General features: G+C 67.7%; 17 protein-coding genes and 1 tRNA gene. 10 read left to right on the forward strand and 8 right to left on the reverse strand.

The window, feature by feature from the left end:
• Positions 1-231: 231 nt before the first annotated feature.
• Entirely contained in the window at positions 232-1,806 is a 1,575-nt protein-coding gene (gene mdoH, locus QP165_RS12120) for a glucans biosynthesis glucosyltransferase MdoH (protein WP_333995845.1), read from the forward strand.
• Positions 1,807-1,890: 84 nt separating this feature from the next.
• Here mdoH and QP165_RS12125 read toward each other — a convergent pair.
• Positions 1,891-1,965 (reverse strand) — tRNA-Thr (locus tag QP165_RS12125).
• An 89-nt stretch (positions 1,966-2,054) separates the two neighbouring features.
• Between QP165_RS12125 and QP165_RS12130 the strand changes: the two genes are divergently transcribed.
• Complete coding sequence (locus tag QP165_RS12130) at positions 2,055-2,192, forward strand: hypothetical protein (RefSeq protein WP_200916293.1); 138 nt, start codon at positions 2,055-2,057, stop codon at positions 2,190-2,192.
• 4 nt (positions 2,193-2,196) lie between these two features.
• Here QP165_RS12130 and QP165_RS12135 read toward each other — a convergent pair whose 3' ends face one another.
• Complete coding sequence (locus QP165_RS12135; protein WP_333995846.1) at positions 2,197-4,032, reverse strand: aminopeptidase P family protein; 1,836 nt, start codon at positions 4,030-4,032, stop codon at positions 2,197-2,199.
• Positions 4,033-4,482: 450 nt separating this feature from the next.
• Here QP165_RS12135 and QP165_RS12140 point away from each other — a divergent pair, with 450 nt between their 5' ends.
• The 3 genes from QP165_RS12140 (at position 4,483) to QP165_RS12150 (ending at position 7,743) form a co-directional block, all read left to right on the forward strand.
• A complete protein-coding gene (locus tag QP165_RS12140) occupies positions 4,483-6,570 on the forward strand; it encodes a S9 family peptidase (protein WP_333995847.1) in 2,088 nt (695 codons plus the stop codon).
• A gap of 214 nt (positions 6,571-6,784) precedes the next feature.
• Positions 6,785-7,348, forward strand: coding sequence for a DedA family protein (locus QP165_RS12145; RefSeq protein ID WP_333995848.1), 564 nt, complete (start codon positions 6,785-6,787; stop codon positions 7,346-7,348).
• Entirely contained in the window at positions 7,345-7,743 is a 399-nt protein-coding gene (locus tag QP165_RS12150) for an acyl-CoA thioesterase (protein WP_333995849.1), read from the forward strand. The genes QP165_RS12145 and QP165_RS12150 overlap by 4 nt, the downstream gene beginning before the upstream one ends.
• 94 nt (positions 7,744-7,837) lie before the next feature.
• Here QP165_RS12150 and ppc read toward each other — a convergent pair whose 3' ends face one another.
• From ppc to QP165_RS12165, 3 genes are all read right to left on the reverse strand, one after another.
• The gene (gene ppc / locus QP165_RS12155) at positions 7,838-10,528 is read right to left on the reverse strand and encodes a phosphoenolpyruvate carboxylase (RefSeq protein ID WP_333995850.1); all 2,691 of its coding nucleotides are present in this window, start codon (positions 10,526-10,528) and stop codon (positions 7,838-7,840) included.
• 96 nt (positions 10,529-10,624) lie between these two features.
• Positions 10,625-11,002: an EF-hand domain-containing protein gene (locus QP165_RS12160; protein ID WP_056019609.1), complete on the reverse strand. Its 378-nt coding sequence runs from the start codon at positions 11,000-11,002 to the stop codon at positions 10,625-10,627.
• 43 nt (positions 11,003-11,045) lie between these two features.
• On the reverse strand, positions 11,046-11,612 hold the full coding sequence (locus tag QP165_RS12165; protein WP_056019612.1) for an HNH endonuclease: 567 nt from the start codon (positions 11,610-11,612) through the stop codon (positions 11,046-11,048).
• Positions 11,613-11,701: 89 nt separating this feature from the next.
• On the opposite strand from QP165_RS12165, the gene gluQRS reads away from it, so the two are divergent.
• Complete coding sequence (gene gluQRS, locus QP165_RS12170; RefSeq protein ID WP_443019288.1) at positions 11,702-12,565, forward strand: tRNA glutamyl-Q(34) synthetase GluQRS; 864 nt, start codon at positions 11,702-11,704, stop codon at positions 12,563-12,565.
• A gap of 231 nt (positions 12,566-12,796) precedes the next feature.
• Here gluQRS and QP165_RS12175 read toward each other — a convergent pair whose 3' ends face one another.
• A complete protein-coding gene (locus tag QP165_RS12175) occupies positions 12,797-14,272 on the reverse strand; it encodes a S41 family peptidase (protein ID WP_333995852.1) in 1,476 nt (491 codons plus the stop codon).
• A 233-nt stretch (positions 14,273-14,505) separates the two neighbouring features.
• Between QP165_RS12175 and QP165_RS12180 the strand changes: the two genes are divergently transcribed.
• From QP165_RS12180 to egtD, 4 genes are all read left to right on the forward strand, one after another.
• Positions 14,506-14,661 (forward strand): twin transmembrane helix small protein, encoded by a 156-nt coding sequence (locus QP165_RS12180; protein WP_443019289.1) that lies wholly within the window; start codon positions 14,506-14,508, stop codon positions 14,659-14,661.
• Between the two features lie 17 nt (positions 14,662-14,678).
• Positions 14,679-15,245 (forward strand): cob(I)yrinic acid a,c-diamide adenosyltransferase, encoded by a 567-nt coding sequence (locus QP165_RS12185; protein ID WP_333995853.1) that lies wholly within the window; start codon positions 14,679-14,681, stop codon positions 15,243-15,245.
• 65 nt (positions 15,246-15,310) lie between these two features.
• On the forward strand, positions 15,311-16,588 hold the full coding sequence (gene egtB, locus QP165_RS12190; protein WP_333995854.1) for an ergothioneine biosynthesis protein EgtB: 1,278 nt from the start codon (positions 15,311-15,313) through the stop codon (positions 16,586-16,588).
• Complete coding sequence (egtD, locus tag QP165_RS12195; protein WP_333995855.1) at positions 16,588-17,565, forward strand: L-histidine N(alpha)-methyltransferase; 978 nt, start codon at positions 16,588-16,590, stop codon at positions 17,563-17,565. The genes egtB and egtD overlap by 1 nt, the downstream gene beginning before the upstream one ends.
• Positions 17,566-17,720: 155 nt before the next feature.
• Here the strand turns inward: egtD and ppa are convergent, their stop codons facing one another.
• The gene (gene ppa, locus QP165_RS12200; protein WP_056019629.1) at positions 17,721-18,299 is read right to left on the reverse strand and encodes an inorganic diphosphatase; all 579 of its coding nucleotides are present in this window, start codon (positions 18,297-18,299) and stop codon (positions 17,721-17,723) included.
• 76 nt (positions 18,300-18,375) lie between these two features.
• Positions 18,376-20,289 (reverse strand): M61 family metallopeptidase, encoded by a 1,914-nt coding sequence (locus tag QP165_RS12205; protein WP_333995856.1) that lies wholly within the window; start codon positions 20,287-20,289, stop codon positions 18,376-18,378.
• Positions 20,290-20,324: the final 35 nt, after the last annotated feature.

A 20,324-nucleotide genomic window follows, 5' to 3' on the forward strand; every position in this document is an offset into this window, starting at 1 on the left:
CGATGCCCATCCAGGATTTTCGCGCGATGGGGGCGGGCGGGGGACCGCTAGCGGCAACGGACGACGCGATGGGTGGCGCCGCGACCGCGCGCAGCGTCGTGACATCGCCCGAGGGAATGCTGTCGCGGCGTCTGCTGCTGTTCCTGCTGACCAGCCTGATCGCGACCACCGCATCGGCTGCGGTGCAGGATCTCGCTGCTCGGCGACGGGATCGACCTGTGGGACGTCGCGTTGCTCGCATTGTTCTTCCCGCTGTTCGGCTGGATCGCGTTCGGGTTCCTGACCTCGCTGATCGGGTTCATTTTGCTGATGACGGGCATGCATCCCGGGTTCGTGCCCGCACCACGCAACCGCGGCAACCTGATCGGGAAGACCGCCGTGCTCGTGCCGATCTACAACGAGGATGTCGACGCGGTGTTCGGCCGGATCGCGCGGATGATGCACGACGTCGACGCAGCGGGTGAGGCGGGCAGTTTCGCGTTTTTCGTCCTGAGCGACTCGGGCGAGGATGCCGAGCCGCGCGAACGCGCGGCCTGGGCGATGCTGGCGGCGCGCTCGCAGGTGCCGCTGCACTACCGGCGACGGACTGCCAATGTCGCGCGCAAGCCCGGCAACGTCGCCGATTGGGTCAGCCGGTTCGGCGGCGCCTATGACCATATGATGATGCTCGACGCGGACAGCCTGATGAGCGCCGAGGCGATGATCGGCATGGCGCAGGTCATGGAAAGCCGACCGTCGGTCGGGTTGTTGCAGACCGTCCCGACGATCTACGGCGGCACGACGCTGTTCCAGCGCTGGATGCAGTTCAACAGCCGGCTCTACGGGCCGATCTCGACCGCCGGGCTGGTGTGGTGGTCGGGCGCCGAGGCGAGCTTCTGGGGGCATAACGCGATGATCCGCACGCGCGCCTTCGCCGAGAGTTGCGGTCTGCCCGTGCTGCCGGGCGCTGCGCCCTTCGGCGGGGCGATCATGAGCCACGACATGGTCGAGGCGGCGCTGCTGCGCCGGCGTGGCTGGGCGGTGCACCTGATCATGATCGACGACAGCTATGAGGAGTTTCCGCCGACGCTGATCGACATGGCGGTGCGCGACCGGCGCTGGGCGCAGGGCAATATCCAGCATCTTCAGCTGCTGAATTCGGATGGCTTTCACTGGGTCAATCGGCTGCAGCTGCTGATCGGCGCCTCGGCCTATATGACGTCGCCCGCATGGCTGGTGCTGATCCTGACGACGATCGCGCAGGCGTTCGCGGGGGAAAGCAAGCTGGTCGAGGCGACGACGTCCGCGCGCGTGCTGGCGATGACGGTGGTGCTGCTGTTCGGGCCCAAGCTGCTCGGGATCATCTGGGCGGTGTCGGACACGGCGCGGCGCGAAGCCTTCGGCGGCGCGCGCGCGATCATCTCCTCGACGCTGGCCGAGATCCCGCTGTCGATGCTGTCCGCGCCGATCATCATGCTCACGCAGACGATGGACCTGATCAGCATCTTCCGCGGGCAGCCGTCGGGGTGGAACCCGCAGAACCGCGACCGCGACGGGCTGACGATCCGCGCCGTCCTGCCGCGCTACCGGTGGCATCTGGTCGCGGGCGTGGCGCTGCTCGCGCTGTCACCCGCCGTGCCGGTGACCGCGCTGTGGCTGGCGCCGGTGACGCTGGGGCTGTTGCTGTCGCCGTGGCTGGCGAGCTGGACCGCGAGCAATGCAGCCGGCGAGGCGGCGATGCGCCATGGCCTGTTCCAGGTACCGCGCACCGGGATCGACCAGTTGCCGGCGACCGAGGCTTCGGCGCTGCGGGCGATCGCGCACTAGCTCGCCTCGGCGCCCCGCTGGGGGGGATCTTCAGTCGAAATCGGGCGGGTGGGGTGTCCGGCCGATCGGCGGGACGGAATAAGATGGTGCTGCCGGTGAGGATTGAACTCACGACCTCAGCCTTACCAAGGATGCGCTCTACCACTGAGCTACGGCAGCACTCGCCGACATCGCTGCCGGCGGAGTGGGGCTAAGAGACGAGGGCGGCGCGATTGTCAAGGCACGGTGCGGCAATATAGGGCGTAATTATGGATATGCGGGATCAGAAGGCCGCCGAAAAGGCGGAGCGAATGGCGGCGGCGCTGCGCGAGAACCTGCGGCGGCGCAAGGCGCAGGCGCGCGCCGCCGCGGCCGAACCCACGCCGAAGGCCGCGACCGAAGACTAGGGCGTCAGCCGATCGGCGCGCATTTTTCGCGCAGCCAGGCCAGATCGTCCCCCGTCATCTCGGGCGACAGCGTCTCGAACACCTGCGCGTGATAGGCGTTGAGCCACGCGAGCTCGGGCTGCGTGAGCAGCGACGGCTCGATCAGCGTGCGCTCGATCGGGCAGAAGGTCAGCGTCTCGAAGCCGAGCATGTCGCGGTCCGCGCCGGGAATGCTGCGCGGTTCGATCAGCAGCAGATTCTCGATCCGGATGCCGTATTCGCCCGCCTTGTAATAACCGGGCTCGTTCGACAGCATCATCCCCGCACGCAGCGGCTCCATTGCCGCGCCGCCGGGATAGTTGGGCGAGGCGATCCGCTGTGGCCCCTCGTGCACCGCCAGATAGGCGCCGATGCCGTGACCGGTGCCGTGCGCGAAATCGAGCCCCGCCTCCCAGAGCGGCCGCCGCGCGAACGCGTCGATCTGGCCGCCGAGCGTGCCGTCGGGGAAGACCGCGGTCGCGATCGCGATATGGCCCTTGAGCACGCGCGTGAAGCGGTCGCGGATCTCCTTGCCCTGTTCGGGTGACAGTGCGCCGATCGGCATGACGCGCGTCACGTCGGTCGTGCCATCGGCATATTGGCCGCCCGAATCGACCAGATAGAGCTGGCCGGGCTCGAGGGGGACGTTCGACTCTTCGGTGCAGTGGTAGTGCGGGCTGGCGCCGTGCGCGCCGGTGGCCGAGATCGTGTCGAACGACGTGTCCTTCAGCAGCCCGGTCGCCTCGCGGAAGGCGAGCAGCTTCGCGGTGGCGGACAATTCGGTCTGGCTGCCGTCGGCGCAGTCGGTCTCGACCCAGCGCAGGAAGCGCGCGAGCGCGGCGCCGTCGCGGACCGAGGCGGCGCGGTGGCCGGCGATCTCGACCGGGTTCTTGAGCGCCTTGGCGAGCACGACGGGATCGCGCAGCGCGAGGACCTTGGCCCCGCCCGCGGTCAGTGCGTCGGAAATCGCGGCGACCGCGCGTTCGGGGTCGGCGGCGACGCGCTTGCCCGCATAGTCATGCAGCGCGGGCTGGAACGCGCCGCGGTCATGGACGCGGACCGCGTTGCCGAGATGCTGGCGGACGGTGTCGTCGAGCTTTTCGGGCGCGACGAACAGGTCGGTGGTGCCGTCGGCGCCGACGATCGCATAGCTGAGCGCGACGGGGGTGTGGCTGACGTCGTCGCCGCGGATGTTGAGCGTCCAGGCGATCGAATCGAGCGCGGAGAGAACGACCGCGTCGGCGCGCTGTTCGGCGAGCCAGTCGGCGATCCGCGCGCGCTTTTCGGCGGACGAGGCGCCGGCGAACTGGTCGGGCTGAATAGTGATCCTGGCGGGTGAGGGCGCGGGGCGGTCGGTCCAGATCGTGTCGATCGGGTTGGCATCGACCGCGACGAGCTCAGCCCCGCGATCGGCGAGCACCGCGCTGGCTTCGGCGACCCAGGCGCTGGTGTGCAGCCACGCGTCATAGCCGATCCGCGCGCCCTCGGCGACGTGGGTGCCGAGCCAGGCGGCGACGCTCGTCTGCGGCACGGCGGCATAGTCCCAGTGATCGCCGTCGACCTGTTCGCGGACCTGGAGCGTGTAGCGGCCATCGGTGAAGATCGCGGCGCGGTCGGCGAGCACCGCGGCGCTGCCCGCCGAGCCCTGGAAGCCGGTCAGCCAGCCGAGCCGCTGCGCATAGGCCCCGACATATTCGCTCATATGCTCGTCGGTCAGCGGCACGACGAAGCCGTCGAGGCCGGCGGCGGCGAGATGGGCGCGGAGCGCGGTGAGTCGGTCTGCGAGCGGGGTTGCGGGTCGGGCGGGCGTCGGAGGGGTCATGGGGTCTCTCGTCGGGGCATAGGTTTAGGACGTTGACGCGCTGGACGCATCGCGGTCCGGGTGTTCACGGGGTCGTCGGCTAGATCTGCGCACGCATGCACGGGGATCGGGACGGGGCCGTGACAGGGCATGGCGCGCGTTGTGACAGAAACGCGGCGTGTAGGACAGCGGGCTTTGCTCGCGAGGGGCGGGGGTGTCGCGTCGTTATCCCGTCCTCCGTCTGCCGCCGCGTCCGCACACCCTCGCCGTCATCCTGACGAAGGTCAGGATCCAGAGCCACGAGCGCTCAGGTTAGCAACCCTGGATCCTGACTTTCGTCAGGATGACGGGATAAGGGGGCGGGGATGACGGGGGAGGGGGCGTGGGCCGCGGTGCCTGCGTCTGGGTGCAGGCGGGGAGGGCCTCTTGCGTTGGCTTCCGGTCGTGGGGGCGGTAACAGGGGGGATGACCATGAATTCCCCTGCCATCTCCTCGCCCGAGCCCGCATCCGTTCCGCCGCGTGCCGAGCAGCGGCCGCACAGCTTCACCGCGCATGGCGTGACGATCGAGGACCCCTATGCGTGGCTGAAGGATCCGAACTATCCCGAGGTCGATGACGCGGACGTGCTGGCGTATCTCGCCGCCGAGAACGCCTATTTCGAAGCGCAGATGGCGCCGCACAAGGCGCTGACCGACACGTTGTACGAAGAGATGAAGGCGCGGATCAAGGAGGACGAATCCTCGGTCCCGCAAAAGGATGGCGACTGGCTCTACTGGACCGCCTACGAGACCGGCGGCCAGTACAAGAAATGGTGGCGCAAGCCCGTTGCGGGCGGTGACGACGAGCTGCTGCTCGACGAGCCCGCGCTGGCCGAGGGGCATGAATATTTCCGGCTCGGCGCGTTCTCGGTCAGCAATGACGGGCGCTATCTCGCCTATGCGATCGACGACAATGGAAGCGAGCGGTTCGAGGTCCGGGTCAAGGACCTCGACACCGGCGAGCATCTGCCCGACGTGATTCCGGGCATGCTCAGCGAGATCGTGTGGACCGCGGACGATGCGGGCTTCCTCTATGGCCTCGCGAACGAGCAGTGGCGGACCGACAATGCGCGGTTCCACCGGCTGGGGACGCCGATCACAGACGACGTCGTGCTGTTCCACGAGGAGGACGAGGGTTTCCGCGTCGGCGTCGGCGAGACGAGTTCGCGCAAGTGGATCGTGATCGCGACGAGCGACCATGTGACGAGCGAGATCTATCTGCTCCCCGCGCACGAGCCGCTGGCGGTGCCGATCCTCGTCTCGGCGCGCAAGGTCGGGCGCGAATATGACGTCGACGAGCATGACGGCACGCTGTTCATCCACACCAACGACGTCGATCCGAACTTCCGCCTGTGCACCGCGCTGGTCGAGGAGCCGGGCGCGTGGACCGAGCTGATCCCGGCCAGCCCGACCTTCTACATGACCGGGGTGGAGTGCTATCAGGACTTCTTCGTGGTCGACGGGCGCGAGGACGGGCTCGATCAGATCGCGATCCACCGGTACGAGACGCCGACCGAGGGGAAGCGGATCGAGTTTCCCGAGGCGAGCTATGTCGCCGGGCTCGGCGATAATCCCGAATATGACATGACCGTGCTGCGGCTCGGCTATGAGTCGATGGTCACGCCGGGGACGGTGTACGACTATGACGTCGATACCGGTGAGCGGACGATGCTCAAGGTGCAGGAGATCCCGAGCGGTTACGACGCGGCGAAATACGCGACCGAGCGACTGAAGATACGCGCGCGGGACGGGACGGAGATTCCGGTGTCGATCGTCTATCCGGCGGGGTTCGTGCGCGACGGGTCGGCGCCTGTGTTCCTCTATGCGTATGGCGCGTACGGCTATGCGATCCCGCCGGGCTTCTCGACCGGGCGGATGAGCCTGCTCGACCGCGGCTTTGCCTATGCGATCGCGCATATCCGCGGCGGCGATGACCTCGGACAGCAATGGTATCTCGACGGCAAGCTGGAGAAGCGCGAGAACACGTTCAACGATTTCGTCGACGTTGCAAAGGCGCTGGTCGACGCGAAGTGGACCTCGGCGGGGCGGATCGCGATCGCGGGGCGGTCTGCGGGTGGCGAGTTGATGGGCGCGGTGGTCAATTCCGACCCCGCGCTCTGGGGCCCGGTGATCGCCGACGTGCCGTTCGTCGACGTGCTCAACACGATGCTCGACGCCGAATTGCCGCTGACGCCGGGGGAATGGCCCGAATGGGGCAATCCGATCGAGGATCCAGCGGCGTTCGCGCTGATCCGCTCCTATTCGCCGTACGACAACGTCAAGGCGCAGGCCTATCCGCCGATGTTCATCAGCGGCGGACTCAACGACCCGCGCGTGACCTATTGGGAGCCGGCGAAATGGGCGGCCAAGCTGCGGTTGATGAAGACCGACGACAATGTCCTGCTGCTCAAGACGAACATGGGCGCGGGTCATGGCGGCAAGTCGGGCCGGTTCGAGTCGCTGCGCGAGGCGGCGGAGGAGCATGCGTTCGTGCTGTGGCAGCTGGGCGTGGCTGGGTGAGTCTTGGCTCGCGTGGCACCGGCTGAGAAGCTTTGGTTCACGCGAAGGCGCGAAGGCGCGAAGGCGCGAAGAAGATTGGTTCGCGCGGAGGCGCGGAGACGCGGAGTAGAGTAAGAATGTCGTGCTTTTCTACTCTGCGTCCTCCGCGCCTCCGCGCGAAGACTCTTAAACTTTGCGCCTTCGCGCCTTCGCGTGAACAAAGGTCGCTTGCCGCGTGACGATCGAGGCGTTGGTCGCCCGCTATGGTGTCGTTGCGATCTTTCTCGGCGCGGGGGTCGAGGGGGAGGCGGCGGTCGTGACGGGCGGGGTGCTGGCGCATCAGGGGCTGGTGTCGCTGGCGGGCGCAATGGCGGCGGCGGTGATCGGGTCGTTCGTTGCGGATCAGCTGTTCTTTGCCGGCGGGCGGTATTTTCGCGAGTCGCGCCCGATTGCGGCGATCCGGCGGCGGTCGGCCTATGCACGCGCGATCGACCTGCTCGAACGCTATCCGCGACGGTTCATCTTCGCCTATCGCTTCGTCTACGGGATCCGCACCGTCAGCCCGATCGCGATCGGGACGAGCCGGATTTCACAGGGCTTGTTCCTGGCGGTGAACCTCGCCGCAGCGATCGTGTGGGGCTGTGCGTTCAGCGCGATCGGCTATGCCTTTGGCAACGTCATCGAGGAGATGCTGGGGCGGATCGGCACCGGGCGGCTGATCCTGCTCGGCGCAGCGGCGCTGCTGGCGGTCGGCGGCGGCTGGTTCGCATGGCGGAAATGGCGGGAGCGCAGCGCATGACCTTCACGATGACGATCACCGCGGCCGAGGCGGATATCGACGAGCTGGGCCACGTCAACAATGCCGTCTGGGTCCAGTGGATCCAGCGGATCGCGACCGCGCATTGGGAGGCGGTCGCGCCCGCCGAGCACAAGGCCGCCTATGTCTGGGTCGTGACGCGGCACGAAATCGACTATCGCGGCAGCGTGGTCGCGGGCGAGACGGTGACCGGCGAGACCTGGGTCGAGGGCGGACCGAAGGGTGCGCGGTTCGACCGGCATGTGCGGTTCGTCGGCGATGACGGGCGCGTGAAGCTCGACGCGGTGACGACCTGGGCGCTGCTCGACCGCGCGAGCGGGCGGTTGCTGCGCGTGCGGCCGGAGATTGCCGCGCCGTTCTTTGACGGGGCGGGCTGAGGGTTTGGGGTGAGGGTCTTGGCCTTACTTGCCCTCACCCTTCCCGCGGCAAGCGCCGCGGGCCCCTTCCCTCTCCCCCGAGGGGAGAGGGGGATTAGCCTGAGTTTCTCAGCCCCGTCGCGATCGCGTTGATCGACAGCAGGATCGCCTCGCCGATGCGCGCATCCTCCTCGCCCGCGCGGCGGCGCTTGATCAGCTCGATCTGGAGCAGGTTGAGCGGCTCGATATAGGGCAGGCGCAAGCGGATCGACGCCTCGAGCGCGGGGTGCTTTTCGAGCAGGCGCGACTGGCCGGTCGCGTCGAGCAGCCCGTCATGCGTCTGCTGCCAGCCGTCGCGGATCCGGCCGAAGACGGTGTCGCGCAGCGCCCGGTCCTCGACCAGCCCGGCATAGCGTTCGGCGATCGCCATGTCGGACTTCGCCAGCACCATCTCCAGATTGGCGAGCGCTGAGGCGAACAGCGGCCAGCCCTGCGCCATGTCGCGCAGCAGCCCCTTGTCCTCGAACCCGGCGAGCGCCTGGCCGACGCCGTACCAGCCGGGGAGCATGACGCGCGCCTGCGCCCAGCTGAACACCCAGGGGATCGCGCGGAGATCCTCGATCCGGTCGGACTTGGTGCGGCTGGCGGGACGGCTGCCGATCTTGAGCCCGGCGATCTCGGCGATCGGCGTCATCTGGCGGAAGACCGTGCGGAAGCCCCGATCGTCGCCGTTGCTGCCGTAGACGAGGTCGCGATAGCTGTGGAACGCGGTGTCGCTGAGGCGGTCCATCGCGTCGCAGAAACGCGTGGTGTCGGCGGTCGAGAGGCGTTCGGGCTCGAGGCTGGCGAGCAGGGTGGCCGAGGCGATCGCCTCGAGATTGGTCATCGCCGCGTCGCGCGTGCCGTATTTGGCGGCGATCACCTCGCCCTGTTCGGTGATGCGGATACGGCCCTGCACGGTGCCGATGGGCTGCGCACGGATCGCCGCGAACGCCGAGCCGCCGCCGCGCCCGACCGCGCCACCGCGGCCGTGGAACAGCTGCATGCCGACGCCCGCTTGCTCGAACACGGGCCTGAGCGCGGTCGAGGCCTTGGACAATTGCCAGGTGGAAGTGAGGTAGCCGCCATCCTTGTTGCTGTCCGAATAGCCGATCATCACCTCCTGATGACCGCGCGCGGTCGAGATGGTGGCGATCTCGGGGAGCGCGAACCACGCGGTCATCACCGCGGGCGCGGCCTCCAGATCGCCGATCGTCTCGAACAGCGGGACCGCCATGATCGCCGCGCTGGGCGTGTCGCCAGGACGGTAGAGGCCGACCTCCTTGAGCAGCAGATTGACCTCGAGCAGGTCGCTGACCGACTGCGCCATCGAGACGATGTAGTTGGCGATGCAGGCGGGGCCATAGGCGGCATGCGCGTCGGCGGCGGCCTGGAGGATCGCGAGCTCGCCCGCGGTTTCCTCGCTGTAATCGGCAAAGCGGGTGGTGAGCGGGCGCGCATTGGCGAGTTCGCGGCGGAGCAGCGCGACGCGCGCCTGCTCGTCGAGCGCGCAATAGTCCGGCTCGACACCCGACACCTTGAGCAGTTCGGCGACGACGCGTTCGTGGACGGCGCTGTTCTGGCGCAGGTCGAGCGTGGCGAGGTGGAAGCCGAACGTCTCGACCGCGCGGATCAGCCGGCCGAGCGCGCCGCCGGTTTTCAGCGCGGTGCCGAGCCCGTGCGCGAGCGTGACGAGATCGGCGCGCAGGTCCGTGGGGCTGGCATAGGCGGCGCCCGTCAGGCGGCCGGGACGCGGCGCGGGCTTGCCGGTCAGCGCCTGGTGGGTCGCGGCGAGACGCGCGTAGATGCCCGACAGCGCGCGGCGATAGGGTTCGTCGGCCCGGCTGGTCGCGTCGTCGCCGCTCGCTGCGGCGAGCGCTTCGATCGCGGGGTCGGCGGTGGCATGTTCGGTCGAGATCGACAGTTCGGCCCCCAGCGCGTGGACCGCCTCGCAATAATAGCCGAGCACCGCCTCGCTGGCCTTGGCAAGCGCGGTCCGTAGCGAGTCGGCGGTGACATAGGGATTGCCGTCGCGGTCGCCGCCGATCCAGCTGCCGGGCTTGAGGAAGCTCGGCGTGCGTTCGCCGAGCGCGCGGTCCCAGCGCTGGTAGAGTGCGGGGAGCGCGGGGAGGAAGACGTCGCGCAGATAGCTGAGCGCGGTATCGACCTCGTCCGCGACGTAGAGCCGGTCGCGGCGCAGCACGCGCGTCTGCCACAGCAAGGCGATCTGGCGGAGGATCGCGTCCTCGACCTGATCGCCGTCGGGGGTCGTATCGCGCCCGGTATCGCGCAGCAGCATGAGCTCGGCGATCCGGTTGCGGTGGTCGATCATGCTCTTGCGCCGCACCTCGGTCGGGTGCGCGGTGAGCACGGGGACGATCAGCGCGTGATCGAGCAGCGCGCGGACCTGCGTGCGGTCGATCCCCTCGGACTCGAGCCGGGTGATCGCGGCGGCAAGGTCGGCGCCCTCCTCGGCGGCGATCCCCTGGCGATCCTCGGCGAGATTGGCGAGCATCGAGAACAGCATGAAGCCGCGCACGAAGTCGAGCGTCTCGTCGAGGCTGAGTTTCTCGAGGCTGAGGTCGACCGCGCTGTGATCGCCGTCGCGGCCCGCCGAGGCATCGCGGTGGCGCTCGACCGAGGCGCGACGGATCGTCTCGGTCGCCTCGAATAGCCGGTCGCCGCCGTAGAGCCGGATGACGTCGCCGAGCAGCGTGCCGAGGAAGCGGATGTCGGGATTGTTCGCGATTGCGGGAAGACTTGCCATCCGCCCTTGCTGCGCTGCGACAGGGATCAGGTCAACCGTCGACGCTTCGGCACGCGATGAATTCAGGGTGCGTCGAGGCGTGTTTGCGACATAAAATTACGGCTGCTGGCGTTTGCGCGATTCGGCGCGTTCCTCCGAGGTGACGGTGCCGTCGCGGTTCAGGTCCATCCGGTCGAACCATTGCAGCGTCCCCTCGCTCCATTCGATCGCGGTGATCACGCCGTCCTTGTTACGGTCGAACGCCTTGATCCGCGCATTGGGAGAGGGCAGCTCGTCCTTGGTGATGCGATCGTCGGCGTTGCGGTCGAGCGTGCGGAACCGCCGCTCCATGCTGGCGCCGAAGTCGAGCCGCGAGGTGACCGAAGGGGGCACGAACCCGGCCGCGCCGGCATCCGCCTGGGCGCGCTGCGCGTCCTTGTCGCCGCATCCCGCGACGACCAGACCCGCCGCCATCACACCCAAGATCACCCGCATCGATCAGTCTCCCAAGACCCACTTCGCGCAGCCGATCGCCCGGTCACGCTTCGAGTTCAATGTCCCAGTAAAGCCAATCGTGCCAGGTTTCGTGCAAATAATTTGGCGGAAAGCTGCGACCATGCTCGTGCAGATGCCAGTTAGTCGGGCGAATCGGCTCGAGATGGAGCGGCATCGCCGCCTGTCGTGGCGTGCGCCCGCCCTTTTTGAGGTTGCACGGTGCGCAGGCGGTGACGACATTCTCCCATGTGGTGCGCCCGCCTTGCGCGCGCGGGATGACATGGTCGAAGGTGAGATCGCGCAGCTTGCCGCAATATTGGCAGGTGAACTTGTCGCGCAGGAACAGGTTGAAGCGGGTGAAGGCGGGAAATTGCGACGGTTTGACGAACTGCTTGAGCGCGATCACCGAAGGCAGCTTCAGCGCGAAATTGGCGCTGCGCACCTCGCGTTCGTAATTGGCGACGATATCGACGCGATCGAGGAAGACGGCCTTCACCGCGGTCTGCCAGGGCCAGACGCTCAGCGGATAATAGGAAAGCGGCGTATAATCGGCATTGAGCACGAGCGCCGGACACCCATCCGGGTGGCGTATCAGGTCGGGGTGAAACACGGCTCCTCCCACAGAATTCCCGAAACCGCTATCGCGCACCGGGATGACGGCATCATGACAGCACGGCGCGGGACATGGGGTCAAGTCCGGTGAACGGCGCGACATTCGTCACGACGCGGTTCGCGCCCAGTCCGACGGGGCGGCTGCACCTGGGCCACGCGATGTCGGCGATCCGCGCGCACGACTTTGCGCGGACGCGCGGCGGGCGGTTCCTGCTGCGGATCGAGGATATCGACGTGGGCCGCAGCCGACCCGAGCATGTCGCGGGAATCGTGGAGGATCTGCGCTGGCTCGGGCTCGACTGGGATGACCTGTCGTTCCAGTCCGCGCGGCTGGCGTCGTATCAGGCGGCGCTCGAGACGCTGAAGATGCGCGGGCTGCTCTATTCGTGCTTCTGCACGCGCGCGGAGATCGCGGCGAGCCTGTCCGCGCCGCATGCGGGGGACGCCGCGGTCTATCCGGGGACGTGCCGGCGGCTGACGCCCGCCGAGGCGGCGGCGCGGATGCACGAACTGCATTGCTGGCGGATCGACATGGCGGCGGCGCTCGCAGTCACGGGGCCGCTTTGGTGGGAGGATGCGCGGGCGGGGACGGTATACGCCGACCCGGGCGCGCAGGGCGACGTGGTGCTTGCGCGCAAGGACGCGCCCGCGAGCTATCACCTCGCGGTGACGCTCGACGATGCGGCGCAGGGCGTCACCGACGTGGTGCGCGGCGACGACCTGTTCGCGGCGACCGATGTCCACCGGCTGTTGCAGGCGCTGCTGGGTCTGCCGACGCCGCGCTATCACCACCACCCGCTGATGCTGGGGGCCGACGGGGAGCGGCTGGCCAAGCGCACCGGCGCGCCGTCGCTCGCGGCGATGCGCGAGCGGGGGAAGGACGGGCTTGAGGTCGCGGCGGGGGTGCGGGCGATGCTGGCGAAGGATGCTTCTCAACTGCCGTCATCCTGACGAAAGTCAGGATCCAGCGTTACCGAGGGGCGGCGTGTTTGGCCCTGGATCCTGACTTTCGTCAGGATGACGGGTGGGGGTTGTGGAGCGCTGGCCATGCCCCTCGTCATCCCGACGGAGGTCAGGATGCAGGGTTGGGACGTGCGGCGTGTTTGGCTCTGGGCCCTGACTTTCGTCAGGGTGACGGTTTTGGGTGGGGGTGCGTTCAGCTCGGGGCGTTCGACCAAGCGATCAGTACAGGCCGGGGACTTCGCGTTGCGGGGTCGTGGGGCGGTCGGGGAGGAGCAACGTGCGCGTCGGCAGATCCGTCGTCGGGGCGGGGGCGCTGCCGCGCGCCGACGCGGTGATCGCGGTGGCGGTGACCGGCAGGCAGCTGCGGCCCGCGAGGAAGTCGATCGCCTGCCGCGTCGAGGCTTCGCGCGGGTCGCCGAGCGGATAGCGGATATCGTCCTCGGCACGGCAGCTCGCCTCGACCGTGCCCGCAAGCCCGTCATAATAGGCGCCCTGACGCGCGGCGTTCTGCGTCGCCAGCGCGACCACGCGGAGACGGTCGTCGCAGGCGGCGCGGTCGAGCCCGATCTGGCCGACGGGCTTGCCATAGGTGTTGGTGCCGATCAGCCCGGCACTGCCATGCAGATACGGGATCATCGCGTTGATGACGAGCTCGCTCGCGGATGCCGTGCCGCCCGTGCCGATGAACGCGATGCGCGTCGGCGCGATCGATTCGGGCTGCGGCGCGAAGAAGCGCGTGGTGTTGTTCGCGGACTTTTCGGTGCGGTAGGTCGTGTAGCTCGAGACTTCGGACGTCGCGCGGTTGCGGCCGAGCAGGTCGGTCATCAGCTCTGCGATCGAGATCAGCCCGCCGCCATTGTAGCGCAGGTCGATGACGATATCGGTGACGTTCTGCGCGCGGAAGCTGGCAAAGGCGGCGCGCAGCGCGGGGTCCGCGGTCGAGATGAACGTCCTGAGATTGAGATAGCCGTAGTTGCGACCGCCATCGGCGATGACCTTCGCACCATAGCGCGTCGAGACGGGCAGCAGCGCGAAATCGGTCTTGGCGAGCGTGACGGTGCGCGTGCCCTGCGCATCGCTGATCTGCAGCACGCGGCTGGTGCCGACGCTGTTGGGACCCAGTGCGGCCGAGACGCCCGCGCCACCTTCCGCAGCGAAGATCGCGCTGACGGTCCGCAGCGTGGCGGCGCTGGTGCCGATCGCGACGATCTCCGCGCCGCGATCGATCTGCGCCGCCAGCGCGGCACCGCCTTCGAACGATTCGATGATGAAGGCGCGGCGTGCGGTGCCGTCGATGCCGAGACGGAATCCGAAACCCGCATTCTCACCCGCCTGATAATAGGCGTCCTCGTCCCTGATCGACGTCAGATAGGTGAAATAGCGGTCGCGGCGCTGGCTGCGGGCGGTGGCGGTGAGCGCGTCGATATAGCCGTCGACGGTCGTATAGGGTGTCGGATCGAGACTGGCGGGGAGCGTTTCGGGGAACAGATACCATTCGCGCAGCTGCGCCGCGGCCCAGTCCTGTCGTTCGCGCAGGCTGCACCCCGTACTGGCCGTCGGCGTCGGGGTCGATCCCGCAGTCGCGCCCGTACCCGCCCCGGTGCCCGCCGGCGCGCTGGCGAGCATCGAATCCCCGCCGCACGACGCGAGCAGTGCCAACAATGCCAGGCTGGCGCCGATCCGCCGATTACGCATGTAGAGTTTCCCCTGTTCCTCACAACTTAGCGAGCGCCGGCCATGCTGTCTGCGGGTAAATTGCATCCGCTGTGGTGGTCAAATCGCGGGGTCGTCGGGGCTATTCGCGGGCGGCGGCGGCCGGCCATTGCGGGACGCTCCCGGCGCGCCTAGATTGTCGTCATGAACACCTTCCTCGTCCTCCTCCTGATCGCGGCAATGATCGCGACCGTCGTGGCTCTGGTGCGGGGGTGGTGACGTTCCTGCAGGACCAGTCCGCACAGGTGAAGGACGGCGGCCCGAGCGCTGCTTCGCTGAAATCGAACCGGATGATGCAGCAGCGGATCTTCTTCCAGGCGATCGCGATCCTGATCGTCGTGCTGATCCTGTTCGCTGCCGGCCGGACCTGATTTCGGACGCGACGACGATGGTGAAGCTGAACAGGATCTACACGCGGACCGGCGACGAGGGGAGCACCGGGCTGGTCGACGGGTCGCGCGTGTCGAAGGCGTGCCCGCGGATGCAGGCGATCGGCGATGTCGACGAGGCGAACAGCGCGATCGGCGTCGCCGCGGTGGCGCTGGGCGAGCATCCGATCGCGGCGGCGCTCGAGCGGATCCAGAACGACCTGTTCGATCTCGGCGCGGACATCGCCACACCGGGCGAGGATTTCGCGCCGTCCGAAATGACGCTGCGGATCATCGGCACGCAGGTCGAGCGGCTGGAAAGCGAGATCGACGCGATGACCGCGCAGATGGCGCCGCTGACCAGCTTCATCCTGCCGGGCGGATCGCCGGGGGCCGCGGCGCTGCATCTGGCGCGCGCGATCACGCGGCGTGCCGAGCGCGCAGTGGTCGCGGTCGACGACCCGATCAATCCAATGGCATTAGCGTATGTTAATCGCCTGTCGGATTTCCTGTTCGTCGCCGCGCGTGCAGTGAACCAAAACGGCGCGAGCGACGTTCTGTGGAAACCGGGGGCAACGCGCGGATAGCGCTCCGTATCGCTGCATCCTTTTACAGGGCCGTGCCGTGTGCACCGCTCGCGCGAGGACAGTCGATGCCGAACCCCGTCCCCTCCCTCAATCCCGCAGATGCGCGCGAGACCGACGCGCTCGGCAAGCGATTCTCGGCGGTTCGCGACCTGTCGCTCGCGCTCGCCGCGCCGCTGTCGGATGCGGATGCGACGGTGCAGTCGATGCCCGACGCGTCGCCGACCAAATGGCATCTCGCGCATACGAGCTGGTTCTTCGAGACGTTCGTGTTGCGCGATCATGTCGCGGGGTATCGGTTGCACGACGAACGCTTCCCGTTCCTGTTCAACAGCTATTACGAGGCGGAAGGGCGGCGGCATGCGCGCGACCGGCGCGGGATGATCACGCGGCCGACGCTCGACGAGGTCCGGGCGTACCGTGCGCATGTCGATGCGGCTCTGGTCGCGGCGCTGCCCGATCTGCCCGAGGCGGCGCGCGAGCTGGTGGCGCTCGGGTGCCATCACGAGGAGCAGCACCAGGAATTGCTGGTGACCGACATCCTCCATCTGTTTTCGGAAAATCCGCTCGAGCCCGCGGTCTGGAGCGCGCCGCGCAAGGTACCGGTCGAGATGCCGGGCGCGATCGGCTGGATCGAACGCGACGCCGGGATCGCGCGGATGGGGCATGACGGTGAAGGTTTCGCGTTCGATTGCGAGACGCCGCGGCACGACACGCTGCTGACGCGCCATGCGATCGCTGACCGGACGGTGACGAATGGCGAATGGGCGGCGTTCATCGCCGATGGCGGCTATAGCGAGCCGCGCCACTGGCTTGCCGATGGCTGGGCCTGGGTGAAGGCGGAGGGCATCGTCGCGCCGATGTACTGGGAAGAACGCGACGGCGGCTGGACGCGGTTCGGGCTCGACGGGCGGCGCGCGATCGATCCCGCCGCGCCGGCCACGCATGTCAGCTTCTACGAGGCGGACGCCTATGCCAGCTGGGCGGGCGTGCGGCTGCCGACCGAGGCCGAATGGGAGGCCGTTGCGGCGGACTATGCCGGCGACGGCGGCAACCAGATGGATGCGGCGGGCCCGGTCGAGCCGCGGCCGGCACGCGCCGGCGACCCCGCCTTTTTCGGCGACGTCTGGGAATGGACGGGGAGCGCCTATCGTCCCTATCCGGGCTTTCGCGCGGTCGAGGGTGCGGTCGGCGAGTATAATGGCAAGTTCATGAGCGGGCAGTTCGTGCTGCGCGGCGGGAGCTGCGCGACGCCGCGCGGCCATGCACGCGCGAGCTACCGCAATTTCTTCTACCCGCACCAGCGCTGGCAGTTCACCGGCGTCCGGCTCGCCAAGGATATCTGATGTTGAAGCGTGAAATCGAAGACGGCGAGCAGAGCCTGGCCGATCCCGCCTTCCGGGCGGACGTGCTCGACGGGTTTGCGCGGCGGCCGCGCGCGATTCCCGCGCGCTGGTTTTACGACCGGCGTGGGTCCGAGCTGTTCGAGGCCATCACCGATCTGCCCGAATATTATCCGACGCGGACCGAGCGATCGATCCTCGAGACCGCGTGCCCCGAGGTCGCCGAGATTGCGGGCGCAGGACGTGCAGTGGTCGAATTCGGGTCGGGGTCGTCGACCAAGACGCCGATCCTGCTGAAGGCGGTGGCGCCGTCGGTCTATGTGCCGATCGACATCTCAGGCGATTTCCTACGCGAATCGTCGCGCGTTCTTGCCGACCAGTTTCCCGAGCTGCTTGTCCTGCCGTTCGAGGCGGATTTCATGCGGCCGCTGGCGCTGCCCAAGACGATCGCGGACACGCCCAAGCTCGGTTTCTTTCCGGGGTCGACGATCGGCAACATGATCCCGCTGATGGCGGTCGACCTGTTGAAGGCGATGCGTGCGTCGCTCGGGATCGGCGCGATGCTGCTGATCGGGATGGACCGGATCAAGGATCCGGCGGTGCTGGTCCCGGCCTATGACGATGCGCAGGGCGTGACCGCGGCGTTCAACATGAACCTGCTCGAGCGGATCAACCGCGAGCTCGACGCCGACGTGCCGGTCGAGGCGTTCCGGCACAAGGCGGTGTGGAACGACGACCGCGCGCGGATCGAGATGCATCTCGAGGCGCAGCGCGACGCGGCGTTCACGATCGAGGGGCGGCCGTTCGATATCGCGGCGGGCGAGACGATCCACACCGAGAACAGCCACAAATACGGGTCGCGCGATGCGCGGATCCTGTTGCGGTCGGGCGGGTGGACGCCGATCCGCGAATGGACCGATCCGGCGGGGCTGTTCTCGCTGTACCTGGCGGAAGCGCAGGCGGAGCGGCCGGCGCCTTAAGTGCGGGAGGACACATGTTGTCCGTCACCCCAGCGAACGCTGGGGTATCGTCCCGCAGGGGCGACGGGGCTTGAGCCGCGGGAGACCCCAGCTTTCGCTGGGGTGACGTACTTCAATGAAGGGGGCGCCGCGCGACGCCCCCGGCCCCTGAACAATCAGCGGCCTGCGGCGTCGTCCGCGTTCATCGGCTCGTCGCCCTGCTTCTTGGCCGCTTCGTAGCGCTCGATCGCCTCGATCGTGATGCGCTTGGCTTCCTCGGCATCGCCCCACTTGCCGACCCGGACCCACTTCGTCTTCTCGAGGTCCTTATAGTGGGTGAAGAAATGCTCGATCTGCTCGAACACGATTTCGGGCATGTCGGCACGCTCGCCGATATTGGCGTAATACGGGAACACCGCGTCGACGGGGACGCAGACGAGCTTCTCGTCGCCACCGGCCTCGTCCTCGAGGTTGAGCACCGCGATCGGGCGCGCGCGGACGACGCAGCCCGGGATGAACGGCGAGCGTGCGATCACGAGCGCGTCGAGCGGATCGCCATCGGGGCTGAGCGTGTGCGGTACGAAGCCGTAGTTCGCGGGATAGCGCATCGGCGTGTGCAGGATGCGGTCGACAAACAGCGCACCCGACGCCTTGTCGAACTCGTACTTCACGGGCTCGCCGCCGGTCGGGACCTCGATGATGACGTTGAGGTCTTCGGGCGGGTTCTTGCCGGTCGGGATGAGATCGATGCGCATGGCGGTCCTTTCAGAAATGACGGTGCCGGCGCTCCACCTCGGGGAGAGCGGCCGGCACCGGAAGATAAAGTGGCTGTCAGCGCGGCATCAGCAGCCTGTCGAGCCCACCGTCACCTGTACCCACCTTCTCGAGCCGCGGATAGCGCGGGCCGTCATGGTAATCGAGCGAGATGTCGCGAAATCGGTCATTGTTCTTCACAGTAAGCCGGATCGGCAGCTTCGTCCCCTGTGCCGCCAGGATCGCCGCCTTGATGCGATCGGACGAATAGGACTCGCCGTTGACCGCCTCGATTTCGGTGCCGATGTCGATCCCCGCCTTGAACGCGACGCTGTCCCAGATCGTCGCGGTGACGACGCCTTCCTTGTTGACGACCATCCCGAGCGAATAGCTGACATCGGTGCCGCGGCTCTTTTCCGCCTGTTTGAGATACGGGCTCTGCACGGGGCCGTAGACGAGCTTGTAGCCGTTCATCGCAAAGCCGTTGATCGGCGCGGGCTTGCCCGTCTCGGTCAGCCGCGTGTCGAGGAAGCCCGCCCAGTCATAGGGGAGGATGCCGTTGAGCGTCTTGGCGACCTCGTCGAACGTATAGGTAACCTCGCCATAATCGCCGTTGCGGATGCCGAAGAAGGCCTTGGCGAAGTCGTCGATCGACTTCTTGCCGCCCGACTTCTGGCGGAGCATCGCGTCGACCTCCATCCAGACCATCAGCCCTTCGTTGTAATAATCCTCAGACCGCTGCCAGCTCGTCCAGCCCTTGGGACGGCGTGCGGAGATGACCGGGTCGTTGGTCGTGTCGACCAGCGGCCGCCACTGGCGACCCGGCGCGGTGTCGTAGATGCCGAGGATCGAGGCATAGCCGTCGAGCGTGTCCTGCTTGCTGACGAGCCCCGAGCGCGCCTGGAGCACATAGCCCCAGAACTGCGTCTGGCCTTCATAGACCCAGAGTAGCGAGTTGCGCATCGGCGTGCGGAAATCGGGCGTCCACAGGTCGGCGCCGCGGCGGAACTTGCCGTCCCAGCTGTGCGAGAATTCGTGCGGCAACAGGTTGCGCGCCGACGCGCCCGTTTCCCATTCGGTGAAATAGCCGGGGCGGACGCCGTTTTCCGAGCTGCGATGATGTTCGAGCCCGATCCCGCCGAGCTGGTCGGTGATCGAGAGCAGGAATTCATAATGATCGTAATGCTCCGCGCCGAACGTGCGCGCGGCCTGCTCGACGAGCCGCTTGTGCGCGTCGATCTGTTCGGGCTTGGCGGCAAGCTGGTCGGGGCTGTCGGCGAAGACGTTGAGGTCGACCTTGGGGCTCAGCGGCCAGACCTTGCCGTACTTGCCCGCGAGGATCGGCGAATCGACGAGGATCTCGTAATTGGTCCGGTCATAGGCATAGGTCGAGCCGGTGACCTTGGCGGGCAGCGCGCCCGCCGCGGTCCAGCCCGCGGGATAGGTGACGGTCATCTTCACCGGGATCTGACGCGTAAAATATCCCGCCGGATACAGGCTGACCGAGTTTGGCTGCAGGCTGATCATCGTCGGGGTCATGACGATGCGGCCCTGGTCCGCCTTGGTTGCCGAGATGAACTGGAAGGTCGCGTCGAGCTGCTTCGTGCCCGCGGGAACGTCGATGTGGAATGCGAAGACGTCGACCGGGTCGCGCGTCCAGGGCAGGATCCGGCCGTTCGCGCGGATCACCAGCCCGGCAAGCTTCTCGATCTCGCCGCGCGGCGAATGCGCGCCGGGGAGCCATTTCGGGAACAGCAGCGCCATCTTGCCCGACGTCGCGACGGGGATCGTCTCCTTCACGCGGAAGATCCCGCGCTCGGTATCGGTCGCATCGACATCGACGAGCAGCGTGCCGGGATAAGGCGTGTCCCGCGCGGCGGGGATGGTGTCGACGAACGGGACCGGCTGCGGTGCGGTGTTGCCGGCGGGGACTTGCGCGACCGCGGGAAGTGCAGACGCGAGCAGGGATGCGACGAGAAGCTTGCGGATCAAGGAAAGGCCTTCCGGCTGAGAGACGATGGCACAGC

This window comes from Sphingomonas sp. 22R3R2A-7 (assembly GCF_036856055.1).
Classification (GTDB): Bacteria; Pseudomonadota; Alphaproteobacteria; order Sphingomonadales; family Sphingomonadaceae; genus Sphingomonas.

Bases quoted from the DNA above. Each gene is read 5' to 3' on its own strand.
- QP165_RS12130 (WP_200916293.1), top strand. From the start codon at position 2,055: ATGGATATGCGGGATCAGAAGGCCGCCGAAAAGGCGGAGCGAATGGCG.
- QP165_RS12135 (WP_333995846.1), bottom strand. From the start codon at position 4,032: ATGACCCCTCCGACGCCCGCCCGACCCGCAACCCCGCTCGCAGACCGA.
- QP165_RS12140 (WP_333995847.1), top strand. From the start codon at position 4,483: ATGAATTCCCCTGCCATCTCCTCGCCCGAGCCCGCATCCGTTCCGCCG.
- QP165_RS12150 (WP_333995849.1), top strand. From the start codon at position 7,345: ATGACCTTCACGATGACGATCACCGCGGCCGAGGCGGATATCGACGAG.
- ppc (WP_333995850.1), bottom strand. From the start codon at position 10,528: ATGGCAAGTCTTCCCGCAATCGCGAACAATCCCGACATCCGCTTCCTC.
- QP165_RS12160 (WP_056019609.1), bottom strand. From the start codon at position 11,002: ATGCGGGTGATCTTGGGTGTGATGGCGGCGGGTCTGGTCGTCGCGGGA.
- QP165_RS12175 (WP_333995852.1), bottom strand. From the start codon at position 14,272: ATGCGTAATCGGCGGATCGGCGCCAGCCTGGCATTGTTGGCACTGCTC.
- QP165_RS12185 (WP_333995853.1), top strand. From the start codon at position 14,679: ATGGTGAAGCTGAACAGGATCTACACGCGGACCGGCGACGAGGGGAGC.
- egtB (WP_333995854.1), top strand. From the start codon at position 15,311: ATGCCGAACCCCGTCCCCTCCCTCAATCCCGCAGATGCGCGCGAGACC.
- egtD (WP_333995855.1), top strand. From the start codon at position 16,588: ATGTTGAAGCGTGAAATCGAAGACGGCGAGCAGAGCCTGGCCGATCCC.
- ppa (WP_056019629.1), bottom strand. From the start codon at position 18,299: ATGCGCATCGATCTCATCCCGACCGGCAAGAACCCGCCCGAAGACCTC.